Raw genomic sequence first — 1,696 nt, forward strand, 5'->3', positions numbered from 1 at the left:
GTCAACTACCCGCCCATGAATGGGCGGGCTTGCGGATCTCTTCCCCGCTGGCTGCGAGGTCAGGCCACGTATGGCGGATTGACTGCCGCCCAGCCCTCGACGCCGCGCGAGGCGATGTTGAGGGCCGCATTGTGATCGGCGTGGGCAACGACCCCGCACGATCGACAGGTGAAGGTTTCCTGGTCAGGCCGGTTCCGCTTGTCGCGGTGACCGCACCGGTTACAGGTCTGGGAGGTGTACCGGGGGTCGACTTCGACCACCGGTACACCAACCCGGCGGGCCTTGTATTTCAGGTACTCGCCGAGCTGGTGGAACGACCACGAGGAGAGTGTGACCCGTTGGGGCTTTCTCAGCCGGACCCGGTCGCGGATACCCGTCAGTTCTTCGACGGCGATCCCACGTCCGGTGCGTGCAGCCTCGGTCACGATGGTCTTGGCGATGATGTGGTTGACGTTCGCGGCGTGCCGTGCTTCTTTCTTGCTGCGCCGGGCCAGCAGCCGTTTCGCGGACTGGGTGGCTTTGGCCTGCAAGCGTTGCCGCAGCCGGGCCTGGCGGCGGCGGTAGCCGTTGAGTTTGGTTCCGGCGTACCGGTTGCCGTCGGAGTCGTAGGCGATGTTGGCGATGCCCATGTCGACGCCGAGGAACCCGGCCGGGTCGATCAGCTCGGGTTCGGCGACCTCAACGGTGGCGTACAGCAACCACATGCCGTCGCGGTGCACGAGGTCGGACTCGCCGACCGGCAGCGTGGCTACGGCCTTGAGCTGGTCGGGGGAGCCGGTGAACGCCACGTTCTTGACCCGGCCTGCGGTGGTCCAGATCGACACGGTGCGGGCGTCGTGCTGCCACGACAGCATCCGGGCGTCATACGGCTGGGCGGCGTCCCAGCGGAAGGCGATCGGGTTGGTCTCGACCTTGCGGCGGCGTTTGCTGCCGGGCTTGCCGCACCGGCCGTTACGCAGGTTCGTCTTGAGGGTCCGGTAGGCGTCGCAGACCTTCTTGATCACGTGCTGGGCGGCTTGCGCGCCGAGCCCGTGATCGGCCTTGATGCCGTCGTAGGTGTGCCGACGAAGGTCGTAGTTGCGGTAGCAGTCGATGTTGCGGGCTACCTCGGCGACCTCGGAGGCGGCAGCGTTGCAGGCGCGCAGCGTGGACTCCAGAGCCGACACCTGTTCCGGCGTCGGCAGGAGCTTCACCTGCACGACCAGCTTCACGTTGATCATTGTAGCGTTGGTCTATGTCACCCAGATGGACGCCCGACCCCGACGTGCGGCGTGGAAGAAGTGTCGTCTACCACCTGCACGCGCACTTGGTCTTCACCACCAAGTACCGGCGCGACGCGCTCACCGACACGATCCTCACCCGCTGCGAAGAGATCATGCGGGACGTCTGCGCCGACTTCGGCGCGGAGCTGCGTGAGTTCAACGGCGAAGACGACCACGTCCACCTGCTAGTGCACTACCCGCCGTCGGTCGCGCTGTCCCGGCTGGTCAACAGCCTCAAGGGCGTCTCGGCACGCAGGCTCCGGCAGGAGCACGGCGCGCACCTGCGCCGGTACCTATGGGGTGGCCACCTCTGGTCGCCGTCATACTTCGCCGGATCGTGCGGCGGCGCACCACTCGCGGTCGTCCGCGAATACATCGAAAACCAGAAACGTCCAGGTGGGTGACGGCGTTCCTCCCGGCCGTGAACGGCCGGG

Annotated in this window: 2 protein-coding genes; one reads left to right on the forward strand and one right to left on the reverse strand. The window is 66.7% G+C overall.

Annotated features, from left to right (window positions below):
- Positions 1–59 precede the first annotated feature (59 nt).
- Entirely contained in the window at positions 60–1,211 is a 1,152-nt protein-coding gene (locus J5X75_RS43700; RefSeq protein WP_208473631.1) for an RNA-guided endonuclease InsQ/TnpB family protein, read from the reverse strand.
- 23 nt (positions 1,212–1,234) lie between these two features.
- Between J5X75_RS43700 and tnpA the strand changes: the two genes are divergently transcribed.
- On the forward strand, positions 1,235–1,666 hold the full coding sequence (gene tnpA / locus J5X75_RS43705) for an IS200/IS605 family transposase (RefSeq protein WP_208473632.1): 432 nt from the start codon (positions 1,235–1,237) through the stop codon (positions 1,664–1,666).
- Positions 1,667–1,696 lie beyond the last annotated feature (30 nt).

Source organism: Actinoplanes flavus, assembly GCF_017592555.1.
Lineage (GTDB): Bacteria > Actinomycetota > Actinomycetes > Mycobacteriales > Micromonosporaceae > Actinoplanes > Actinoplanes flavus.

Bases quoted from the DNA above. Each gene is read 5' to 3' on its own strand.
- tnpA (WP_208473632.1), top strand. From the start codon at position 1,235: ATGTCACCCAGATGGACGCCCGACCCCGACGTGCGGCGTGGAAGAAGT.